This window comes from Solwaraspora sp. WMMD406, assembly GCF_029626025.1.
GTDB lineage: Bacteria > Actinomycetota > Actinomycetes > Mycobacteriales > Micromonosporaceae > Micromonospora_E.
In genome coordinates, this window is record NZ_JARUBF010000001.1 from 4,620,001 (window position 1) to 4,641,315 (window position 21,315).

23 protein-coding genes are annotated in these 21,315 nt (G+C 71.3%); 9 read left to right on the forward strand and 14 right to left on the reverse strand.

Going from position 1 to position 21,315, the window contains the following annotated elements; translation table 11 throughout:
* Positions 1–89 precede the first annotated feature (89 nt).
* From O7632_RS20185 to O7632_RS20200, 4 genes are all read left to right on the forward strand, one after another.
* Complete coding sequence (locus O7632_RS20185) at positions 90–1,715, forward strand: flavin monoamine oxidase family protein (protein WP_278116515.1); 1,626 nt, start codon at positions 90–92, stop codon at positions 1,713–1,715.
* A gap of 209 nt (positions 1,716–1,924) precedes the next feature.
* Complete coding sequence (locus tag O7632_RS20190) at positions 1,925–2,377, forward strand: OsmC family protein (protein WP_278116516.1); 453 nt, start codon at positions 1,925–1,927, stop codon at positions 2,375–2,377.
* Between the two features lie 169 nt (positions 2,378–2,546).
* Entirely contained in the window at positions 2,547–2,903 is a 357-nt protein-coding gene (locus O7632_RS20195) for a metalloregulator ArsR/SmtB family transcription factor (RefSeq protein ID WP_347403585.1), read from the forward strand.
* Between the two features lie 88 nt (positions 2,904–2,991).
* Complete coding sequence (locus tag O7632_RS20200) at positions 2,992–4,026, forward strand: phosphatase domain-containing protein (protein ID WP_278120226.1); 1,035 nt, start codon at positions 2,992–2,994, stop codon at positions 4,024–4,026.
* Between the two features lie 40 nt (positions 4,027–4,066).
* On the opposite strand, the gene O7632_RS20205 is transcribed toward O7632_RS20200, so the two are convergent.
* A complete protein-coding gene (locus tag O7632_RS20205) occupies positions 4,067–4,225 on the reverse strand; it encodes a hypothetical protein (protein ID WP_278116517.1) in 159 nt (52 codons plus the stop codon).
* Positions 4,226–4,243: 18 nt separating this feature from the next.
* Here O7632_RS20205 and O7632_RS20210 point away from each other — a divergent pair, with 18 nt between their 5' ends.
* Positions 4,244–5,104 carry a hypothetical protein gene (locus O7632_RS20210; RefSeq protein ID WP_278116518.1) on the forward strand — a complete coding sequence of 287 codons (861 nt, stop codon included), beginning with the start codon at positions 4,244–4,246 and terminating at the stop codon, positions 5,102–5,104.
* Positions 5,105–5,126: 22 nt separating this feature from the next.
* On the opposite strand, the gene O7632_RS20215 is transcribed toward O7632_RS20210, so the two are convergent.
* Complete coding sequence (locus tag O7632_RS20215; protein ID WP_278116519.1) at positions 5,127–6,047, reverse strand: fumarylacetoacetate hydrolase family protein; 921 nt, start codon at positions 6,045–6,047, stop codon at positions 5,127–5,129.
* A 196-nt stretch (positions 6,048–6,243) separates the two neighbouring features.
* On the opposite strand from O7632_RS20215, the gene O7632_RS20220 reads away from it, so the two are divergent.
* Positions 6,244–6,924 (forward strand): DNA methyltransferase, encoded by a 681-nt coding sequence (locus O7632_RS20220; RefSeq protein WP_278116520.1) that lies wholly within the window; start codon positions 6,244–6,246, stop codon positions 6,922–6,924.
* Positions 6,925–6,987: 63 nt separating this feature from the next.
* Here the strand turns inward: O7632_RS20220 and O7632_RS20225 are convergent, their stop codons facing one another.
* Positions 6,988–8,490, reverse strand: a complete 1,503-nt coding sequence (locus tag O7632_RS20225) for a hemolysin family protein (protein WP_278120228.1) — start codon at positions 8,488–8,490, stop codon at positions 6,988–6,990.
* Between the two features lie 257 nt (positions 8,491–8,747).
* On the opposite strand from O7632_RS20225, the gene O7632_RS20230 reads away from it, so the two are divergent.
* Positions 8,748–9,578 (forward strand): sulfotransferase, encoded by an 831-nt coding sequence (locus tag O7632_RS20230; protein WP_278116521.1) that lies wholly within the window; start codon positions 8,748–8,750, stop codon positions 9,576–9,578.
* Here the strand turns inward: O7632_RS20230 and O7632_RS20235 are convergent.
* Complete coding sequence (locus O7632_RS20235; protein WP_278116522.1) at positions 9,554–10,894, reverse strand: tetratricopeptide repeat protein; 1,341 nt, start codon at positions 10,892–10,894, stop codon at positions 9,554–9,556. The two genes, O7632_RS20230 and O7632_RS20235, sit on opposite strands and share 25 nt — an antisense overlap.
* Before the next feature lie 54 nt (positions 10,895–10,948).
* On the opposite strand from O7632_RS20235, the gene O7632_RS20240 reads away from it, so the two are divergent.
* Positions 10,949–11,089, forward strand: a complete 141-nt coding sequence (locus O7632_RS20240) for a hypothetical protein (RefSeq protein ID WP_278116523.1) — start codon at positions 10,949–10,951, stop codon at positions 11,087–11,089.
* 73 nt (positions 11,090–11,162) lie between these two features.
* Entirely contained in the window at positions 11,163–11,432 is a 270-nt protein-coding gene (locus O7632_RS20245) for a LuxR C-terminal-related transcriptional regulator (RefSeq protein WP_278116524.1), read from the forward strand.
* Between the two features lie 34 nt (positions 11,433–11,466).
* On the opposite strand, the gene O7632_RS20250 is transcribed toward O7632_RS20245, so the two are convergent.
* The 10 genes from O7632_RS20250 to O7632_RS20295 all read right to left on the reverse strand — a co-directional run bounded on the left by O7632_RS20250 (position 11,467) and on the right by O7632_RS20295 (position 21,271).
* On the reverse strand, positions 11,467–12,153 hold the full coding sequence (locus O7632_RS20250) for a DNA-3-methyladenine glycosylase (protein ID WP_278116525.1): 687 nt from the start codon (positions 12,151–12,153) through the stop codon (positions 11,467–11,469).
* Between the two features lie 15 nt (positions 12,154–12,168).
* On the reverse strand, positions 12,169–13,632 hold the full coding sequence (gene argH / locus O7632_RS20255; protein ID WP_278116526.1) for an argininosuccinate lyase: 1,464 nt from the start codon (positions 13,630–13,632) through the stop codon (positions 12,169–12,171).
* Between the two features lie 8 nt (positions 13,633–13,640).
* On the reverse strand, positions 13,641–14,879 hold the full coding sequence (locus tag O7632_RS20260) for an argininosuccinate synthase (RefSeq protein ID WP_278116527.1): 1,239 nt from the start codon (positions 14,877–14,879) through the stop codon (positions 13,641–13,643).
* A gap of 101 nt (positions 14,880–14,980) precedes the next feature.
* Complete coding sequence (locus O7632_RS20265) at positions 14,981–15,490, reverse strand: arginine repressor (RefSeq protein ID WP_278116528.1); 510 nt, start codon at positions 15,488–15,490, stop codon at positions 14,981–14,983.
* Positions 15,487–16,479 carry an ornithine carbamoyltransferase gene (gene argF, locus O7632_RS20270; protein WP_278116529.1) on the reverse strand — a complete coding sequence of 331 codons (993 nt, stop codon included), beginning with the start codon at positions 16,477–16,479 and terminating at the stop codon, positions 15,487–15,489. Before argF ends, O7632_RS20265 begins: the two co-directional genes overlap by 4 nt.
* Positions 16,476–17,702 carry an acetylornithine transaminase gene (locus tag O7632_RS20275; RefSeq protein WP_278116530.1) on the reverse strand — a complete coding sequence of 409 codons (1,227 nt, stop codon included), beginning with the start codon at positions 17,700–17,702 and terminating at the stop codon, positions 16,476–16,478. The genes argF and O7632_RS20275 overlap by 4 nt, the downstream gene beginning before the upstream one ends.
* Positions 17,703–18,623 (reverse strand): acetylglutamate kinase, encoded by a 921-nt coding sequence (argB, locus tag O7632_RS20280; RefSeq protein WP_278116531.1) that lies wholly within the window; start codon positions 18,621–18,623, stop codon positions 17,703–17,705.
* A complete protein-coding gene (gene argJ / locus O7632_RS20285) occupies positions 18,620–19,792 on the reverse strand; it encodes a bifunctional glutamate N-acetyltransferase/amino-acid acetyltransferase ArgJ (protein ID WP_278116532.1) in 1,173 nt (390 codons plus the stop codon). Before argJ ends, argB begins: the two co-directional genes overlap by 4 nt.
* Positions 19,793–19,847: 55 nt before the next feature.
* Positions 19,848–20,885: an N-acetyl-gamma-glutamyl-phosphate reductase gene (gene argC / locus O7632_RS20290; RefSeq protein WP_278120230.1), complete on the reverse strand. Its 1,038-nt coding sequence runs from the start codon at positions 20,883–20,885 to the stop codon at positions 19,848–19,850.
* Between the two features lie 98 nt (positions 20,886–20,983).
* Positions 20,984–21,271, reverse strand: a complete 288-nt coding sequence (locus O7632_RS20295) for a DUF427 domain-containing protein (RefSeq protein ID WP_278116533.1) — start codon at positions 21,269–21,271, stop codon at positions 20,984–20,986.
* Positions 21,272–21,315 lie beyond the last annotated feature (44 nt).

Consider the following 21,315-nt stretch of genomic DNA (forward strand, 5'->3'; position numbering starts at 1 on the left):
CGGCATCGGCATCGGCATCGAAATGTATCGGCAACACCATGCGCGCCAGACGGCAACAGACCGCACACAGTATCGACCTTCACCAATCAATGAAGATCCTGGAGGTCACCGTGTCGGAGTCCGTACCCAGTGTCAGTCGACGCCGGTTCCTGCAGTCGGTCGGCGTCAGCGGTGGCGCCGGTGCGCTGTTCGCGACGATGGGCGCGCTCGGCTTGGCGCCGACCGCGACGGCCGCGGTCCCGGCTTTCGCTCCCCCTCGGGCCGGGGATCTCCAGGTGACCGGTCGATCGGCAGGCCGGGTGGTCGTCCTAGGCGCGGGCATCGCCGGCCTGACCGCCGCGTACGAGTTGGGCAAGGCCGGCTACCAGTGCACCGTGCTGGAGGCGCGGGACCTCGCCGGCGGTCGCAGCCTCACCGTGCGGCACGGTACCTCCGAGACCGACCTCGACAGCAACGTCCAGCGCGCCGACTACCAACCGGGGACGTACTTCAACGCCGGACCGGCCCGGATCGCGCAATGGATGGTCACGATGGACTACTGCCGGGAACTCGGGGTACCGGTGGAGGTCTTCACCAACGCGAACGCCAACGCGCTGATCTACAACGAGAACAGCGGGATGCCGCCGGAGTCAGCCGTCCGCTACCGGACGGCGAAGGCCGACATGTACGGCTACGTCGCGGAGTTGCTCGCCAAAGCCACCGACCAGGGTGCCCTCGACGACGCGTTGACCAGCACGGACAAGGACCGACTGCTGAGCTTCCTGCAGAGCTTCGGCGCGATCGGCGGGCGAAGCTCCGGCTGGGCGTACGGGGGCACCACCCGGCGGGGATACCTGAGCGACCCGGGGGCGGGCAACGACGCCGGCGTACCGCTCGGCGCGCCGCCGCCCTTGTCGGAGGTCTTCGCCAGCAACGTCGGCCGCTACTTCAGTTTCGAACTCGGTTACGACCAGGCGATGTTGATGTTCCAACCGGTAGGCGGGATGGACCGTATCGTCGCCGCCCTGGTCCGGGCGATCGGACCAGCCTCGGTACGGACCGGTGCCGAGGTGACCGAGTTGGTCGACGGCGTCAACGGGGTGACGGTCACCTACCGGCGCGGTGGCCGGCTGCGGCGGATCGAGGCCGATTTCTGCGTAGCGGCGCTGCCGCCGCACCTGATGGCACGGGTCACACACAACCTCGGTGCTTCCGTACAGGACGCGTTGGGGCGGTTTCCGGCGTCACCCGCCGGCAAGATCGGCATCGAGTACCGCAGCCGATGGTGGGAACGCGACCTGCGGATCTACGGCGGCATCACGGAGACCGATCTGGACCTGGCGCACATCTGGTACCCGTCGCACGACTTCCATGCCGAGCGTGGCCTGATCGTCGGCTACTACAACACCGGGTCGGCGGCGCGTACGTACGGCTCGCTGACCCCGGCTCAGCGGCACGAGCGCGCGATCGACCAAGGAATGAAGATTCACGGTGAGCGATACCGTACGGAGGCCGGCGCCTCGTTCTCCGTCGCCTGGCACAGGGTCCGCCACCTGGAGGGGGCCTGGGTCTCCGCCCCGTACGGAACGGCCGCCTACGACCTGCTGCTGCGGCCGGCCGGCCGGGTCTACTTCGCCGGCGACTGGTTGAGCCGGACCGTGGCCTGGCAGCACGGCGCGTTCCTGTCCGCCCGTTCGGTGGTGACCGCGATCCATTCCCGGGTGCTGACCGGCTGAGTCCGGACCTACCGGCGCGACCTACCGACGCGACCTACCGACGCGACCTACCGGCGCGGGCCGAGCGTCCCATCGCCGTCGGGCCGGCCGGCCCTGCCGCCGGATCGTCGACGGCGATGTACTGGCGATATCAGACGAGCGGACGACCAGACGGACGAGCGGGTGCGGTGGGTGAACCAGCCGGCACCGGGTCGGGAGGGAGAACGACGATGGACGTCATGCTGAGCGCGCCAACGCGGCCGGACCAGCCGCTGGCGAACGGTGCCGCGATGACGGTGCGTCACGTGGCCGGGGAGGCTTACGCCGTCGACGTCCGCGGCCACCGGATCGTGGTGGACCAACCGCACGGCGGTGGGGGCGCGGGCGAGGCACCGACCCCGGTCGAGTTGTTCGTGGCCAGCCTCGCCTCCTGCGTCGCCTTCTACGCCGGGCGGTACCTGACCCGGCACGGGTGGTCCCGGGAAGGGCTGACGGTCTCGGCCCGGTACGTGATGGCCACCGACCGGCCGGCGCGTGTCACGGCGGTACGGATCGACATCGGGCTACCACCGGATCTGCCGGCCGGTCGGCGGGCCGCGCTGCGGGCCGTGGCCGCGCACTGCACGATGCACAACACGATGGCCGACGCGCCTCGGGTGGACATCGAACTCGAGCCGAGCTGACGGGTACCCGTATGGTCGGCTCGACGGGACAGCCGTACGGTCGCGGCGTGCCCGTACGGTCGCGGCGTGCCCGTGCGGTGGCACCGCCGCGCGGTTTGGACCTGGTCGTCGCCGGCCCGGTCCCGCTGGCCGCTTGCGGCGTGTTTCGACCGATGTCAAGGTTGGCGTCATGGAGCAGACGCTGTCGCGGCCGGTTGACGGCGCACGGGCGGGGTGGGACACGCCGCTGCTGTCGGCCGCGCTGCCGGTGGAGGCCGCCGGTGGGTTCGCTCGCGCGTTCAAGGCCCTGTCGGATCCGGTACGCCTTCGGCTGCTGTCGTTGATCGCGTCCGCTCCCGCCGAGGTCTGCGTCTGTGATCTCACGACCGCGTTCGATCTGACCGGACCCACCATCTCGCATCACCTGCGGGTGTTGCGCGAGGCGGGGCTGGTCGACTGCGAACGGAGGGGTACCTGGGTCTACTACTGGCCCTGTCCGCAGGCGATCGGGCGATTGTCCGTCCTGCTGGCCGCGCCAGGCGGGTGATCATCCGTACGACGGGAACCGGTCGCCCCTCGGTTGATCACCACGTCGTGCCGGGTGCACCAGACTGTGGCAGGGTGTCACCGTGGCGATGACACCCGTGAGCCCGGCTGCCCGCGGAGCGCACCGGGCGGTACGGATCGAGGATGCCATCCATGCCCTGTTGGAACGGCGGTTGCGACGTCGGGGTTGGGACCTGACGCTGATTCCGTACACCGGCTATGGCGCGCCGGGTTGGGTCCGGGTGATGGCCCGGGTGCTGCTCGGCCGGCCGGATCCGGCGTTCCGCCGGGCGAAGAAGGTGCGTGGCTGGCGCAGCTTCGCCACCCTGCCGGTCAAGCACGCGACCGTGATCATCGAGGCGGGCGGAAAGCGACACGAGGTACAGGCCGACCGTGGCGGTTTCGTCGACACGGTGGTGCCGGCCGACCTTGCGCCTGGTTGGACCTCGGTGCGGTTGCACAGCGGCGACTCGGAGCCGGTGGAGGCACCGGTGCGGATCGTCGATCCCCAGGTCCGTTTCGGGATCATCTCCGACATCGACGACACCGTGATGGTCACCGCGTTGCCCCGGCCGATGTTGGCGGCCTGGAACACCTTCGTGCTGGACGAACACGCCCGGGCCTCGGTGGCCGGAATGGCGGTGCTCTACGAACGACTGGTCACCGCGCATCCGGGTGCGCCGGTGCTTTACCTGTCGACGGGAGCGTGGAACGTCGCGCCGACGTTGCGGCGATTCCTGTCCCGCCATCTGTACCCGGCGGGTCCGTTGCTGCTCACCGACTGGGGGCCGACCGCGGAGCGTTGGTTCCGCAGCGGCCGGGAGCACAAGCGGGCGAGCCTGGCCCGGCTGGCCGGCGAGTTTCCGCAGGTACGGTGGCTCCTGGTCGGTGACGACGGTCAGCACGACCAGGAGATCTACGCCGAGTTCGCCGCCGAGCATCCGGACAGCGTCGCGGCGGTGGCGATCCGGCGGCTCTCCCCCACCCAGGCGGTTCTGGCCGGTAACCTGCCCGCTCCGGCGGGAGAGACGTCGCGGGCCGCTGGACCCGGGGGGCGTCGTTGGTTGTCCGCGCCGGACGGGGCTGGTCTGGCGCACCTGTTGCGCGAGGCGAAACTGCTGTGACCGTGGCGCCCGGTGCGTCCCCGCCGGGGGGCGGTGGGCGTCACCGTGGTGGAACGGCTTCGGCGTGGCGTTGGCGCAGTCGGTCGCGGATCTCCTCCGGCGTGTAGGCGCGACGGCGGCGTTCCGCCCGGACGACGACCGCTCCGGTCGCGGCCACTCCGACGAACGCGGCCAGGCCCATTACCTTCCACCATCGCATCGGCCTAGGGTAGTCCAGGTGACCGCCGACCCGCTCCGCCTCGATGCCGCGGTTGATCTGACCCGTACCGGCGATCTCTGGCTGTTCCGTGGTCGCTCGGTGCCGGACCGCGCGATCCAGTTGACGACGAACAGTCCGGTGAACCATGTCGGGATGGCGGTGGTGATCGACGACCTGCCGCCCCTGTTGTGGCACGCCGAACTGGGTCGTTCGCTACCGGACATGTGGTCGGGAACCCACCACCGTGGGGTGCAGTTGCACGATCTACGCGACGCGGTGACGGTGTGGGCCCGGCGGTACGGGCAACGCGGCTGGTTGCGGCAGCTCGATCCGCCAGCGGACGCGCGGATGGAGGACGCGGTGCTGCGGACCATCGCCCGCCTGGACGGCACGCCGTTTCCGTCGACCGCCCAGCTGGCGTGGCGGTGGCTACGCGGCCGGACTCCGTCCCGCTCGCGTACCGCCCGATTGCCGGGTTTGCCAGATCTGCCAGGCTTGCGGAATCTCACCGCGATGGCGGGGCTTCGTTCCGTACGCCGGGCGCCCGACCGACCGGGCGGGTGGCCCACCGGGAGACGGGCGTCGGAGCACGGCGCGGACCGGTCCGACCAGGACGTGCGCGCAGCCGGGTTGGTGGGGACCGGGCTGGGTGCGGATCTGGAGAGTGTGTACTGCGCCGAGGTGGTAGCGCTCACCTACGAGGCCATGGGGCTGCTTCCGACGGGACGTCGGACCAACTGGTACGACCCGGGCCGGTTCTGGAGTGGCGACGATCTGCGCCTACGCGGTGGTGCGCGGCTCGGTGCCGAGATCGCGGTCCAGGTGTCGCCGGAGGATTCCGCCGGTCGCCGAGGCAGCCCCCCGGATCGCTCGGGGTGACGGTCGGCGGCCTACGGAGCGATCAGGTGGGTTTCCGACCACCTGGCAGTGTCGTCGCCGGGTCCGTCGAGTCGGTGGCGGCGACGCACTCGTGGCGTAGTTCGCCCAGCTGACTGATTCGCGTCCGCAGGACGTCACCCGGGCTGAGATAGCGAGCCGGTGACCGGCCGAAACCCACTCCGGGTGGAGTGCCCGTGAAGATCAAATCACCTGGATACAGTGGACATACCGCAGACAGGTAGCTGATCAGCACCGGCACCGGGAAGACCATGTCCCGGCTACGGCCGTGCTGCACCACCTCGCCGTTGATCAGGCAGGACAGTTCCAGATCGTCGCGATCGGTCACCTCGTCCGGCGTGGTCAGCACCGGCCCGATCGGGCCGTAGCCGGCGAACGACTTGGCCAGGCTGAACTGCGGTGGTACGCCGCGCATCTGCAACGCCCGGTCGGACAGGTCCTGGCCGACGGTCAGTCCGGCCACATGGTCCCACGCCCGGTCGACGGTGACCCGCGACGCGGTGACCCCGATCACGACCACGAGTTCGACCTCCCAGTCGACGGTGTCGCTGGAGAGCGTGATCGGGCCGGTCGGGCCGGTCAGGCACGAGGCGAACTTGGTGAAGATCATCGGCTGGGCGGGCTGGGTGAACCCGGACTCGGCGCTGTGATCGACGTAGTTGAGGCCAACCGCGAAGATCTGCCGGGGTCGAGGAACCACCGGCCCGAGCGCCTTCGGGTCGAGGTGACCGTTTGACGACGGGGCGACCTCGCCCGGATCACCGACGCGCAGTCCCAGGTCGTCGGCCCACCGCCGGAACGGTGTCCAGTCGTCGAAGATCGCCTGCGGATCCGGGCCGAACCGCCCGTCGCTGGCCGTGGCGACATCGACGACACCGCCTGGGGTGACCAGCGTCAGCCGGCCGCGCAGGTTGGCGAGTCGCATGTCGTCCTCCTCCGATGGCGGGGTCTCCGATGGCGGGATTTGACGCATCCCACACTGACATCTCAGACACCGTACCGATTGATCGGGATGTCCTGTGGGTTGTCGAGGCCCGCGCCACGGCGATCCGCGCGACCGAACGACCCACGATCGAACGACCCGCGACCGAACGAGCGGGCCGGCGAGGGACAATAGGTACGTGAAACCGTGGCTCCAGCTGTCCAGCTCGGACCTAGCCGATCAGCTTCCCGACGGTGAGGACCAGGAGGTGCACTTTCCGGCGGCGCTGGTCGAAGCGATCCTCAGCGAGTACACCACCCCGGGACAGACCGTCCTCGACCCGTTCGCCGGGTTCGGCACGACCCTGGTGACCGCCGAGGTCATGAATCGACGCGCGATCGGAGTCGAGCTGCTGCCCGACCGGGTCGACCTCATCCGCAGCCGACTCACCGGCGCCGGTACCGTCGAGGTGATCAACGGTGACGCCCGGAAGCTGAGCACCCTGGTCGACGGACCGGTCGATCTGTGTCTCACCTCACCGCCGTACATGGACGCGGTCGACCATCCAGAGAATCCGTTGAACGCCTACGAGACACTCGACGGCGACTACGCGACCTACCTCGACGAGATCGCCGCCGTCTTCGGCCAGGTCGCGAGCCTGCTGCGGCCAGGTGGTCACGCCATCGTCAACGTGGCGAACATGCGGGTCGACGACCGCGTCACCACACTCGCCTGGGACGTCGGCCGGGCGATATCGCGGCACCTGACGCTCCGTCAGGAGTCGTTCCTGTGCTGGGATCGGCAGCCGGAGTGGTTGACCGGCGACTACTGCCTGGTCTTTCAGCGACCGGTGGACTCGACCGGGCACCCCTACCCGTAGGGGTCGCGTCGGGGCTGAACCCACGTCTGGGCGGAACCCGCGCCGGGGCTGACCCGCCGCCGCTCAGCCTGGCCTGCCGGTCGACGGCGAGGCGCTGGCCGGGGCGTCGCCGACCGCCCGGCCGTCGCCGACCCGGCCGTCGCCGACCCGGCCGTCGCTGACCGCTCGGCCCGCGTCCTGGCCCGCGTCTTCCTCGGCGGCGTGGCCGTCGGCAGGGGTCTCCCGCGACCGGACCCGCTCGGCCGAGGCCGGGTTCGTGTCGGCGGTGGCGGTGGCGGTGGAATCGCCGGGCGTCGGGCTGGACGCGCGCATCCGTACCCCGCTGATCGCGTGATGGTCCACCGACGCGACCTCCAGGGTCCAGTTGTCGATCCGGACCGACTCCCCCGCGGCCGTGGGAATGTGACCCAGACACGCCAGCACCAGTCCGGCCACCGTCGTGTAATCGCCGGTCGGCCGGCCGGGAAGCTCGACGCCGATGTCGATCAGATCGTGGATCGGGAAGGTGCCCGGCACCAGCAGAGCGCCGTCCTGCTCGGTACGTACGGCCCGGACGTCCCGGTCGGTCTCGTCGTAGATCTCCCCGACGATCTCTTCCAGTACGTCCTCCAGGGTCACGATGCCGTCGACGGCTCCCCGCTCGTCGACGACCAGCGCGATGTGCTGCCGCTCCGCCTTGAACTGACGCAACGCGTCGACGACCGGCAGCGACTCGGGTAACAACATCGGCGGCCGGGAGATGCCGTCGATCTGCCGGTCCGCCGGTACGCCGACGAGATCCCGCAGGTGGATGACGCCGACGGTGTCGTCGAGCATCCCGTTGCGGACCACCGGCGCCCGGGAGTGCCCCGACGTCGCCAGCACGATCCGCGCCGCCTCCGCCGAGGTCCCGCTGTCCAGGGTGAACACCTCCAACCGGGGCACGAGCACCGCCCGCAACCGCCGATCGGCGATCTCCAGGGCACCGGCGATGATGGTCTGCTGCTCGACGGTGAAGGCCCGGTGTCCGGAGACGATGTCGAGCAGTTCGTCCGGGCCGATCTCGTCCCGGGCGGCTTTGGGATCCCCACCGGTGAGGCGGACGACCAGGTCGCTGGTCGCGCCCAACGCCCAGACCGCCGGCCGGGCCAGGCTGGCCATCACGTCGAGTGGCCGGGCCACCGCCAGCGCCCACTGTTCCGCCCGCTGCATGGCGATACGTTTGGGTGCCAGCTCACCGAAGACCAGGGTGACGAAGGTCAACGCCAGGGTGATCAGGACGATCGCGACCGGCTCGGCGGCCCCGCCGAGGGCCTCCAGCAGGGGTACGAGCGGCCGGGCGAGGGCGACCGCCGCCGTCGCGGAGGCGAGGAACCCCGCCAAGGTGATCCCGATCTGGATGGTGGCCAGGAACCGGTTCGGATCCTTGGCCAGCTTCGCCAGGACACGACCGGTCCGGCGGGACCGTTCCAGACGTTGCAGTTGGCTCTCCCGCAGCGACACCAGTGCGATCTCGCTGCCGGCGAAGACCGCGTTGATCACCACCAGGATGCCGACGAGCGCCAACTGCGTCCCGTAACCCTGCACGTCCGCACCTTCCGTCACCGCGCCACGAAACCGGTCAGGCGACCCGACCAGCGCCCGTCAGAGGACCCACCCGGCGGGCGGTCTGTACGCCCACCCGGCATTGCCCACCCTCGCCCACGGTGAATCCTGTCATCTCGGTCGCGGCGGCGGTCAGCGACCGGGGTCGCTGCGCCAGAGCGTTCGGCGGGCGGAGTAGATCGTCGGCTGTGCCGCCCGAACATGGCGGACTGACAGGAAGGCCTCGTAGTGTCGGTGCGATGAGTTGGAAGGAGCACATCGCCGTACGCATCGCCCGCACCACCGGACTGCAGGTCACCCGGCGGGGTGGCCGTCCCACCCTGGCCCGAGGATCATCCCGGCTGCTCGAGCGGCCGGTGTTCCTGCTCTCGTCGGTGCGGTCCGGATCGACGCTGCTACGCATGATGTTGAACAGTCATTCCGCCGTCTACGCCCCACACGAGCTGCATCTGAGCAAGCTGCGGGTCGGCTTCGAGGATCATTACGTCACCGACAGCATGAACGAGCTCGGCTGGGACGAGCTGGAGGTCACCCACCTGCTCTGGGACCGGGTGCTCGACGCCGCGCTGCACCGCAGCGGCAAGCAGGTGCTGGTGGAGAAGACCCCGCACAACGTGTTCATGTGGTCCAGGATCGCCCGCTGCTGGCCGGACGCGCGCTTCCTGTTCCTGCTGCGGCACCCGGCTGCCATCCTCGACTCCTGGCGGCGGGCCCGCCCACGCCAGACTCCGCAGCAGGCCGAGGAGAGCGTGGCCAGATATCTCACCCGGCTCGCCGAGGCCCGCCGGGCACTGCCCGGACACACCGTCCGGTACGAGGATCTCGTCGCCGACCCGGCCACCCAGACCCAGGAGATCTGCGCGTTCCTGGGGCTGGAGTGGGAACCCGCGATGGTCGAGTACGGCCGTTTCCGACACGGCTCGATCAAGGCGGGTCTCGGCGACTGGACCGAACGGATCCGGTCCGGGAGCGTCCAGCCCGCCCGCGAGGTGCCCACCGACGTCGAGTTGCCGGAGCCGCTGGACGAGTTGGCCCGTAAGTGGGGCTATCCGGCCCGGCGGGCCGGGTAGGCGGCGTCCGACGCGGCCCGGCCGAGGTGCACGACCGCGGTCGCCTTGCGAAACGCCTCCACCGCGCCGATCGGGTCGCCGGTGTCGGCCAGCATGTCGCCCAGTTCCGCCCATGCGCGCGACGCCTGCCGGGAGGCGTTGAGCCGGCCGAGGGTCTGCGCGGCTTCGGCGAACACCTCCTGGGACTGTTCCTTGTCGTCGGCGGCGGCGAGGGCGGCGGCGAGGGCGATCTGCGCGCGGGCCCGCTCCAGGTGCGCCTGGCCGCCGAGTTCGGACAGCGAACGCCGGGCGCAGTCGACGGCGCTCGCCACGTCGCCGTCGAGCAGGTTGACCCGGGACAGTTCGGTCAGTACGTAGCCTCGGTCGATGCCACCGCCGATCTCGGTCAGTTCCCGCAGGGCGCTGTCGAAGGCGGTACGGGCCTCGCGTACCCGGGGTGGGGTGTGGCTGAGCAGGATGCAGCCGTAGGCGGTGAGCAGCCGAGCGGCGCTGCGCCGGTCGCGGTCCTGCCGGAAGAAGGCCAACGCCTCCTCGGCCAGTTCGAGGGCCTCGCGGTAGCTGCCCTGCTCGCAGGCGACCTGGCTGGCGTTCCACAGCACGGCAGCGCGGGCACGCGGCGATCCGATCCGTCGCGCGCGGTCCATTCCTTCCCGGAGCAGCCGCTCGGCCTGGCGCAGGTCGCCGAGCTCGGCGTGGGCCGCGGCGACGGTGGCAAGCAGTCGGATGGCGTCCTCGGACTCCCACGCGCCGAGCCGGTCCACCCGTTCCAGGGTGCCCATCCCCACTTCGATCACGCGATGTAGTTCGCCGAGCTCGTAGAGGCAGCGCACCCAGCTGATCACCATGCCGAGCGAGGCCACGAAGGCGGGTCCGTCGGTGTTGTCGCGCAGTAACGACTCGTACTGCTGGGCGGCCTCGTCCAGTCGGCCCTGTTCGGCCATGGCCCGGGCCAGACCGAGGTGGGCCTCGGTCCGGGTCAGTGGATCCGGCGGTGCGGCGGCCAACACGGTGGCGAACTGCCGTTCGGCTTCGCCGGGGTCGCCGGCCTCGATCGCCAGGCGGCCGTAGGACAGCGTCAGGCTCGCCGGGCGGGTGGCGACGGCGTCGACCTCGCCGGTCAGCTCCGCGACCGAGCAGCCCAAGGTCTCCGCGAGGTCACGCAGCACCTCTGGTTTCGGTGTACGCCGACCCGCCTCCAGCAGCGAGATGTAGCTGACCGATAGGCTGCCCCGAGCCAGCTCGCGTTGGGTCATGTTCCGGGCCGTCCGCAGCGCCCGGAGCCGGCGCGGGAAGTCACGGTGAACGTGTTGACTCACGTGAACCTCCCTTATTTACTGCAGGCACCGTTATATCACCATCGAGGGAGCACAATGAAGCTCATGCGCGCGGGTGTCGTCGCCGCGCTCGTCACGCTCGCCCTGGTCGTCGCAGGCTTCGCCCCTGCGCAGGGGACGGGCGTCGTGGAAACCAACCCGCCGGGATGGCCGTCTTGTTGTGGAGTGGCGCGCTGACTAGTCAACTCGTTGACTAACGATTAGTCAACTGCTTAATCTTCGGAGGTCACGGCACTTCCGGAGGCTCATCGTGTCCGAATCACCCGTCATTCCCGGCCCGCGTCTCTCGCGACAGGAGACCGAGGTACTGCTCGCCTACGTCTCCGGGCTCACCATGGTCGCTGTCGCGAGGCGGGTCGGGATCGGCCTGGGCACCGCCAAGCAGTACCTCGAACGGGTCAAGCGAAAGTACGAAGCGGACGGGCGCCCGGCGCGGACCAAGCTCGACCTCGCCCGCCGGGCCGTCGAGGACGGACTGTTGCCCTGGGCCGAACGGCGGCGGCCACAGCCCCACGGGTAGCGGCCACGCCCCCACGGGTAGCGGCCACGGCAGATCACGGTCGGCCGGGCGTCGCCTCCGCGTCAGCCGCCGTCGGCCGCGTCGCGGACCGACGTGACCTGGGCACAGCCCGACGGTACGGGCTCACCGTCGGTTCCCCGTCGAGCCAGAACCGCCACGGTGTCTCGACGGCCCGCGCGACACCGACCCGTGGACCGGACCGGATCCGGGCCGGGTCGACCGGCGCACCCGCCGACAACGTCACCGGTCCCGCCCCGTCCAGCAACGCCACCCCGTCGACCGCGCCGTCCAGGCCCAGCGCGACCATCAACCGGGCCGGACCCCGAGCCAGGTCCCGGTCGCTGACCGCCGGGCCACGCCGACCACGAGCCGCACCGTGACCGGAGATCACCTCACCGGCGCGCAGCAGCACCGCGGCGGCTTCGCCCGGTGCTCCGGTGACCACATTCCCGCACCAGTGCATGCCGTAGGTGAAGTAGACGTACAAGTGTCCGGCCGGCCCGAACATCACCGCGTTGCGCCGAGTACGGCCGCGGTGGGCGTGCGAGGCCGGATCGGCGTCGACTCCGCCGTACGCCTCGACCTCGGTCAGCCGGACCGCGACGTCGCCGGCGGTGACGACGCAGCCGAGCAGGCCCCGCGCGGCCAGCGGAACCGGCCCGGCGAGCAACGTCCGCAGATCGCTGCCGCCCGAGCCATCGATCGCGTCACGTCGCCCCACCGGAACCCGGCGGCGTCAGCGCGGGACGACCGACTCGGCGGCCCACTCCCGCCAACCGGCGAGCTGTTCCGTGACGCTCACGAGCTGGTCGGCGACGGGGCCCGGTCCGGTCGAGCCGGGCGTGGTCCGGGCCGCCAGGGCCGACCGGACCGACAGCACCTGCCGGACCCCGCCGTCCAGGTGCTCGCTGACCAGCCGCAGGTCGTCGTCGGAGACCTCGTCGAGGGCGCATTCGCGGGCCGCGCAGAGCGCCACCAGCTTGCCGGTGATCTCATGTGCGTCGCGGAACGGCACCCCCTTGAGAACCAACCAGTCGGCGACCTCGGTAGCCAGGGTGAACCCGACCGGGGCGGCGGCGGCAAGCCGGTCCACCCGTACCGTCATGGTGGAGATCATCCCGGCGAGAGCCGGCAGCAGCAGCGCCAGGGTGTCCACCGCGTCGAACGCCGGCTCCTTGTCCTCCTGCATGTCCCGGTCGTAGGTCAACGGCAGGCCCTTGAGCATGGTCAGCACCGCGACCAGCCCACCGACAAGGCGTCCGGACTTGCCCCGGGCCAGCTCGGCGATGTCGGCGTTCTTCTTCTGCGGCATGATCGACGAACCGGTGGCGAAGGCGTCGTCCAGCTCCACCCAGCCGAACTCCTGGGAGGTCCAGAGCACCACCTCCTCGCCGAGGCGGGACAGGTGCACCCCGATCAGCGCGGTGACGAACAGGAACTCGGCGGCGTAGTCCCGGTCGGCGACGGCGTCCATCGAGTTGGCGAACGACGTCTCGAAGCCCAGCTCCTTGGCGACCACGCCCGGATCCAGCGGCAGACCGGAGCCGGCCAGCGCGCCCGCGCCCAACGGGGACACCGCCGTACGCAGGTCCCAGTCCCGCAGCCGGTCCAGGTCCCGCAGCAGCGGATGCACGTGGGCGAGGAGCCAGTGCCCGAAGGTCACCGGCTGGGCGTGCTGCACGTGGGTCATCCCCGGAGCCGGCGTGTCCAGATGCCGCTCGGCCTGCTCGACCAACGCGGCGGCCAGCTCGATCAGCCGCACCGCCAGCCCACGGGCGTGATCCCGCAGATACAGCCGCAGGTCCGTGGCGACCTGGTCGTTGCGGGACCGCCCGGCCCGCAGCTTGCCGCCGAGCGAGCCCAGCCGCTCCAGCAGCCCGCGTTCCAGCGCGGTGTGCACGTCCTCGTCGTCGATCGTCGGCCGGAACGACCCGGAGGCGCAGGCCGCCTCCAGGTCGTCCAACGCCGCGAGCATCCGACCCAGTTCGTCCGGGTTCAGCAGGCCGGCGGCGGCCAGCACCCGGGCGTGCGCCCGGGAACCAGCGATGTCGTACGGGGCGAGCCGCCAGTCGAACTGGACGCTGACCGACAACCGGGCCAGCGCTTCGGCCGGCCCGCCGGCGAAGCGTCCACCCCACAGGCTGGTGCGGTTCGGGCTGGCGGTGTTCTCGGTCAGGCTCTTGTCGTCCACGGCGACCATTGTGGGGGTCAGGAACCGGAGCCGGACAACCGGGACTGGCCACCAGGGCCGGCGAGCCGGGTGTCGCGGGCGGTGGCCAGCCGGCTGGACAGCCCCCACAACTGCACGAACCCCTTGGCCTGGCTCTGGTCGAAGGTGTCGCCGGTGTCGTAGGTCGCCAGGTTGAAGTCGTACAGGCTGGCGTCGGAACGCCGGCCGACGACGACCGCGCGGCCGCCGTGCAGCACCAGCCGGATCTCACCGGTCACGTGCCGCTGGGTCTCGTCGATGAACGCGTCGAGGGCACGCTTGAGCGGCGAGAACCACAGGCCGTCGTAGACCAGCTCGCCCCAGCGCTGGTCCACGGTCCGCTTGAACCGGGCCACCTCGCGTTCCACGGTGACGTTCTCCAGCTCCTGGTGGGCGGTGATCAGCGCGATCGCGCCCGGAGCCTCGTACACCTCGCGGCTCTTGATCCCGACGAGCCGGTCCTCGACCATGTCCAGCCGGCCGATGCCCTGCGCGCCGGCCCGCCGGTTGAGCTCCACGACCGCCTGGTACGGCGTGACGGTCTCGCCGTCGATCGCCACCGGCACCCCGGCGTCGAAGGTGATGGTGAGCTCGTCGGCGTCGCGCGGCGCGGCCGGGTCGGCGGTGTAGGCGTACAGATCCTCGATCGGGGCGTTCCAGATGTCCTCCAGGAACCCGGTCTCGACCGCCCGGCCCCACAGGTTCTGGTCGATCGAGTACGGCGACTTGTGCGACACGTCGATCGGCAGACCCTTTTCCTCGGCGAGGGCGATCGCTTTGTCCCGGGTCCAGGCGAAGTCCCGGGCCGGGGCGACGACCTTCAGCTCGGGTGCGAGCGCGCCGATGCCGACCTCGAAGCGGACCTGGTCGTTGCCCTTACCGGTGCAGCCGTGCGACACGACGGTGCCGCCGTGCTGACGGGCCGCGGTGACCAGGTGCTTGACGATCAGCGGCCGGCTCAGCGCCGACACCAGCGGGTAGCGGTCCATGTAGAGGGCGTTGGCGCGCAGCGCCGGCAGGCAGAAGTCGGCGGCGAACTCGTCGCGGGCGTCGATCACCTCGGACTCGACGGCGCCGCAGTCCAGCGCCCGCTGCCGGATGACCTCCATGTCCTCGCCACCCTGGCCGACGTCGACGGCGACCGCGATCACCTCGGCGCCGAGTTCCCCGGCGAGGTACGGGATGGCGACCGACGTGTCCAGGCCGCCGGAGTAGGCGAGTACCACCCGCTCAGTCATGATGTCGTGCTCCTTGTCGGTGGGTCGATGTCTGGCTTGTCGGTGGGTCGATGTCTGGCTTGTCGGTGTATCGGTAGCTGTGGCTTGTCGGGCCGGCCCGGTCAGCTGGCGCCCGGGGCGGGTGGGGTGGCGGCCCAGGTGGACAGCTTGTCGGCCAGGTCGGCCCCGCCGACCGGGTCTCGGGCGACGACCAGGATGGTGTCGTCGCCGGCGATGGTGCCGACCACCTCCGGCAGGCCGGACCGGTCCAGCGCGCTGGCCAGGAACTGCGCCGCGCCCGGGGGGGTCCGCAGCACACAGATGTTGGCACTGGAGTCGACGCCGGTGAGCAGCTCGTGCAGCAGCCGGACCAGCCGGGACGGGGCCTGCTCGGCCGGACGCAAGGTCGGGTTGCCGTCCTCGGGGATCAGATAGACCGCCGGACCGCCGTCACGGCCGCGTACCTTGACCGCACCGAGTTCCTCCAGATCCCGGGACAACGTCGCCTGGGTGACCTGCATGCCGTCACCGACGAGCAGCTCGGCCAGCTCGGTCTGGGACCGGATCGCCTTGGCCCGGATCAGCTCGACGATCCGCGCGTGCCGGGCGGTCCGGGTGGCCGGCCCGGTCACCGGGGCGCTCCGCCGCCGTCGCCTCGTACCCGGCCGCCGGCCCGCGTGTCACCGGCCCGCGTGTCACCGGCCTGTGCGAGCAGCCAGGTCAGCAGCGCCTTCTGCGCGTGCAACCGGTTCTCCGCCTGGTCGAACACGGCGCTGTGCACGCAGTCGAGCACCTCGTCGGTGATCTCCTCGCCCCGGTGCGCCGGCAGGCAGTGCAGCACGATCGCGTCCGGCGCGGCGAGTGCCAACAGTTCCTTGTTGACCTGGTACGGCCAGAACGGGGTGCGCCGGTCCCGGCCGTCGTCCTCCTGTCCCATCGACGTCCACGTGTCGGTGGCGATCACGTCGGCGCCGTCGACCGCCTCCCGGGGATCCCGGACGAGCCGCACCGATCCGCCGGTCCCGGCGGCGATCACACCGGCACGGGCGACGACCGCCCGCGACGGATCGTGGCCGGGCGGTCCGGACACCCGTACGTGCATGCCGGCGGTCGCCCCGGCCAGCAGGTACGAGTTGGCCATGTTGTTCGCCGCGTCGCCGACGTACGCCAGCGTCCGCCCGGCGGTGCCACCGCAGTGTTCCCGCACGGTCAGCAGGTCGGCCAGCAACTGGCAGGGGTGGAACCCGTCGGTGAGGGCGTTGACCACCGGGACGCTCGACCCGGCGGCCACCTCCGCCAACCGGTCGTCGCCGTACGTGCGCATCACGATCGCCGCGACGTAGCGCGACAGCACCCGGCCGGCGTCGGCCAGGGTCTCGCCGCGACCGAAATGGGTGGCCTGGGTGTCCACCACGATCGGGTTGCCGCCCAGCTCGGCGATGCCGACGTCGAACGACAGCCGGGTCCGCAGGCTCTGCTTGTCGAACAGCACCGCCACCGAGCGGGGGCCGGCCAGCGGCCGGTGGCCGTACCGGTCGGACTTCATCGCGGCGGCCAGGTCCAGCACCGCCGACTGCTCGGCCGGGCTGAGGTCGTCGTCGCGCAGCAGATGCCGGGTCACGAGCCTTCTCCTGTGGTGGTGGCGGCGTCCAACGCGCCCGGCAGCGCGGCCAGGAACGAGTCGGCCTGCTCGGCGGTGAGGATCAGCGGCGGAGCCAGCCGGATCACGTCCGGCTGAGCCGGATTGACCAGGAAACCGGCGTCGCGCAGGGCGGTGGCCACGGCTGGCGCGGCGGGCGCGGTGAGCACGACGCCGAGGAGCAGGCCCGCACCGCGTACGCCGGCGACCAGCGGGTGGCCGAGCGCCTCGACGCCCCGGCGCAGCTGCTCGCCGATCCGTTTGACGTGGTCGAGCAGCCCGTCGGCGGCGATGGTCCGCAGCACGGCGAGCGCGGCGGCGCAGCAGACCGGGTTGCCACCGAAGGTGCTGCCGTGGCTGCCCGGGGTGAGCAGCGCCGCCGGGGTCAGGTGCGCCGCCGAGGCGCCCACCCCACCGACCCGGGTGTCGGCGAAGGCGATACAGGCACCGATCGGCAGTCCGCCACCCAGCCCCTTGGCCAGGGTGACGACGTCCGGGGCGATCCCGTCGGCCTGGTGGGCGAACCAGTGGCCGGTCCGCCCGACACCGGTCTGCACCTCGTCGAGGGTGAGCAGCGCGCCGTGCCGGCTGGTGATCTCCCGGGCGGCCGCCAGGTAGCCCGGCGGCGGCACCACCACACCGGCCTCGCCCTGGATCGGCTCCAGGATCACCATCGCGGTGCGGTCGGTGACGGCGGCGGCGAGCGCGTCGACGTCGCCGTACGGCACGTGGGTGACCTCGCCGGGCAGCGGCCGGAACGGATCCGCCTTGGTTGGCTGCCCGGTGAGCGCCAACGCGCCCATGGTGCGGCCGTGGAAGCCGTCGTGGGTGGCGACGACATGGGTACGCCCGGTGCGGCGGGACAGTTTGAACGCCGCCTCGACCGCTTCGGCACCAGAGTTACCGAAGAACACCGTGCCGGGGCGACCGGTCAACGCCAGCAGCAGTTCGGCCAGGGCGACCGGGGGTTCGGCGACGTACAGGTTGGACACATGGCCGAGGGTGCCGATCTGGCGGGTGACCGCCTCGACGACCGCCGGGTGGGCGTGGCCGAGCACGTTGACCGCGATCCCACCGAGCAGGTCGAGGTAGCGGCGGCCGTCCTCGGCGACGACGCTGGCGCCCTCGCCGCGCACCAGCGCCAGCGGCGGTGTGCCGTAGTTGTCCATCAACGATGCGGACCAGCGGTCCCGCAGCGAGGCCATTCAGGACTCCCCGTCGTTCGTCGGATCGGTGACCATGGTGCCGAAGCCTTCGGAGGTGAAGACTTCCAGCAGGGTGGAGTGGGCGACCCGGCCGTCGACCACGTGCGCGGCGGGCACCCCGCCCCGTACCGCCCGAAGGCAGGCCTCCATCTTCGGTACCATGCCGGCGGCGAGGGAGGGCAGCAGCCCGGCCAGGTCGTCGGCGGTGATCCGGCTGATCAGGCTGGCGGTGGCGGGCCAGTCGGCGTACAGGCCGGGCACGTCGGTGAGGACGACCAGTTTGCGGGCCCGCAACGCGACGGCCAGCGCGGCGGCGGCGGTGTCGGCGTTGAGGTTGTGCAGCACGCCGTCGACGTCGGGGGCCACGGTGGAGATCACCGGGATCCGGCCGGCGGCGATGATGTCGGCGACCGCCGACGGGTTGACCGTGTCGACGTCGCCGACCTGGCCGATGTCGACCGGTTCGCCGTCGACGTACGCGGGGCGGCGCACGGCGGTGAACAACCGGGCGTCCTCACCGGACAGCCCGACGGCGTACGGGCCGTGTTCGTTGATCAGGCCGACGAGTTCCCGGCCGACCTGGCCGACCAGCACCATCCGGACCACGTCCATCGCTTCCGGGGTGGTGACCCGCAGGCCGCCCTTGAACTCGCTGGCGATCCCGAGCCGGCGCAGCATGCTGGAGATCTGCGGCCCGCCGCCGTGCACCACGACCGGTCGGATGCCGGCGTAGCGCAGGAACACCATGTCGGCGGCGAAGGCCCGCTGCAACTGCGGGTCGATCATGGCGTTGCCGCCGTACTTGACCACGACCGTCTCGCCGTGGAAGCGAGCCAGCCAGGGCAGCGCCTCGATCAGCGTGGCGGCCTTGGCCTGGGCGGCGCTGAGGTCCCGGCTGAGCTGGGTGTGCGGGTCGATCATGTCGAGTACGCCGAGTTCTCGTGCACGTACGCGTGGGACAGGTCGTTGGTCCAGATGGTCGCGGTGTCGGTGCCGGCGTGCAGGTCGACCCGGATGCGCACCAGCCGGCCGGTGAGGTCGACCTGGTCGCGGGGCGCGTGCGCGGCCCCGCCCCGGCAGATCCACACGTCGTTGATCGCCACGTCGAGCTGGTCAGGGTCGAACGCGGCGGCCGTGGTGCCGACCGCCGCGAGGATCCGCCCCCAGTTGGGGTCGTTGCCGAACAACGCCGTCTTGACCAGGTTGTTGCGAGCCACCGCCCGGCCGACCTGCACCGCGTCGGTCTCGCTGGCCGCGCCGACCACCTCGATGGCGATCTCCTTGCTGGCCCCTTCGGCGTCGGCGATCAACTGCCGGGCCAGGTCGGCGCAGGCGGCGGTGACGGCGGCGGTCAGCTCGGCGGCCGACGGGGTGACCCCGGACGCGCCGCTGGCCAGCAGCAGCACCGTGTCGTTGGTGGACAGGCAGCCGTCGGAGTCGATCCGGTCGAAGGTGGTCCGGCAGGCTTCGCGCAGCGCCGCGTCGCAGGTCGCGGCGTCGGTGAGCGCGTCGGTGGTGAGGACGCAGAGCATCGTCGCCATGGCCGGGGAAAGCATGCCGGCGCCCTTGGCCATCCCACCGACCCGCCAGCCCGTGCGGTCGATCACCACGGTCTTCGGCCGGGTGTCGGTCGTCATGATCGCCTCGGCGGCGGCCGGTCCGGCATCGTCGGCCAGCGCCGCCACGGCGGCGTCGACCCCGGCGAGCAGCTTGTCCATCGGCAGCCGTTCGCCGATCAGCCCGGTCGAGCAGACCGCGACCTCACCGGCCCCGACGTCGAGGCCGGTTCCGGTGCCGGTCAGTGTCGCGGCGACGTGTTCGGCGGTGGCGTGGGTGTCCTGGAAGCCGCCCGGTCCGGTGCAGGCGTTGGCCCCGCCGGAGTTGAGCACCACCGTGCGCAGCGTGCCGGTGCGCAGCACCTGCCGGCTCCACCGTACCGGCGCGGCCTGCACCCGGTTGGCGGTGAAGACCCCGGCGGCGGTGGTGGCCGGGCCGTCGTTGACGACCAGGGCCACGTCGGCCGCGCCGCTGCTCTTGAGCCCGGCCACCACCCCGGCCGCCCGGAATCCCTTCGGCGCCGTAACCGTCACCTGAGCCACCTTTCGATCGCGGCTGCGGGACTCCGCTGCGCTACGTTCCTCGCGCTCACGGCGCAACTCCGAAAGCGGTCAGGCCCGTGGTTTCCGGCAATCCGAGCATCAGGTTGGCGCACTGGACGGCCTGGCCGGCGGCGCCCTTGCCGAGGTTGTCGATGGCGCTGGTCACGATCACCCGTCCCGAGTCGATGTCGGTGCTCACCTGCAGGTGGCAGGCGTTGGATCCGAGGGTCGCGGCGGTGGTCGGCCAGCTGCCGGCGGGCAGCAGACGCACGAACGGTTCGTCGGCGTACGCGGCGGTCAGCGCCGCGTGCGCGGCGACGGCCGGGTCGGCGGCGGTGCCGGCGACGATGTCGACACCGCCGGCCGGACGGGCGGTCACCGTGGCGAGGATGCCGCGCGGCATCGGGGCCAGCACCGGGGTGAAGGAGAGGCTGGTCGCGCCGGTGGCCTGCTTGATCTCCGGGACGTGCTGGTGCGCGCCGACCTTGTACGGCGACAGGCTGCCCATCACCTCGCTGGCCAGCAGGTGGGTCTTGGCGGCCCGGCCGGCACCGGAGGTGCCGCTGGCGGCGACCACCACGACGTCGGCGGGGTCCACGACACCGGCGGCGATCAGCGGGGCGAGCGCCAGGGTGATGGCCACGGCGTAGCAGCCGGTGGCGGCGACCCGATCGGCGGCGGCGATCAGGTCCCGCTGGCCGGGCAGCTCCGGCAGGCCGTACACCCAGGCACCGGCGTGCCGGCCGCCGTAGTAGCGGTCCCAGGCGGCGGCGTCGGTCAGCCGGTGATCGGCACCGAGGTCGACGACCTTGACTCCAGCGGGCAGGGTGGCGGCGAGCGCGGCGGACTCGCCGTGCGGCAGGGCCAGGAAGACCAGGTCCGCGTCGGCGAAGCTGGTGACGTCGGTGCCGGCGAAGGTCAGGTCGAGGCCGGCCAGATGTGGATGTACGGCGGAGACCGACGCGCCGGCCTGGCTGTGTGCCGTGGCGGCGACCAGGTCCAGTTCGGGGTGCCCGGCGATCAGCCGCAGCAGTTCTCCCCCGGCGTACCCGCTCGCGCCGGCGACGGCGACCCGGATGCCCATACCCACCTCCGCATTTCTATGCAGCGGAAGGTATCAGGATGCACTCGCCCCTGGCAACCCACAAGATCGGCTGCCAGGGGCGACGTGCAGGCGCACCGTCAGTCGGCGATCACCTCGACGTCGCGCCAGAAGGCGACCCGTCCCCGGATCGTCTCGGCCGCCTGCGACGGCTCCGGGTAGTACCAGACCGCGTCGGCGCTGCGCTGACCCTCGTGCTCCAGCGAGTAGTAGGACGCGTCGCCCTTCCACGGGCAGTGGGTGTGGGTGTCCGATTCACGTACCAGGTCGTCACGCAGCGACGACCTGGGGAAGTAGTGGTTTCCCTCGACGACGACCGTGTCGTCGCTCTCGGCGATCACGAGCCCGTTCCAGATGGCCTTCGGCATAAATCCAGCGTAGCCACCCGCCTGACCGACCCGAAGTACAGACA